Genomic DNA, 273 nt, shown 5'->3' with positions numbered 1-273 from the left:
CAGCGCGCCGACCGGCGCCTCTGCCACCAGCGCCGGCCCGGTCAGCATGAACCGGCTCATCAGCCACAGCCCGGGCAGCAGGAGCAGGTACATGCCCGCCCCCGCCGGAACCGATGCGACCATGGTCGCGAGCAGGAACCGCGGATACAGCCGGATCGCGCGGCGCATCGCCTGCCCGACCGTCGGCCGCGCCGGATCGAGCATCAGGCAATAGACAAGCGCGATACCGTAATAGGTGACGAAATAGGCGAGCACGCAGCCGAGGCCGTAATC

At 68.9% G+C, this 273-nt stretch carries 1 pseudogene; it reads right to left on the bottom strand.

What is annotated here, in order from left to right:
- Positions 1 to 273 (bottom strand): annotated as a pseudogene (locus tag AC0KVN_RS27640) (hypothetical protein); the annotation flags it as partial.

This window comes from Sphingobium sp. SG1, assembly GCF_057063145.1.
This window is presented reverse-complemented; position numbering and strand designations above follow the sequence as displayed.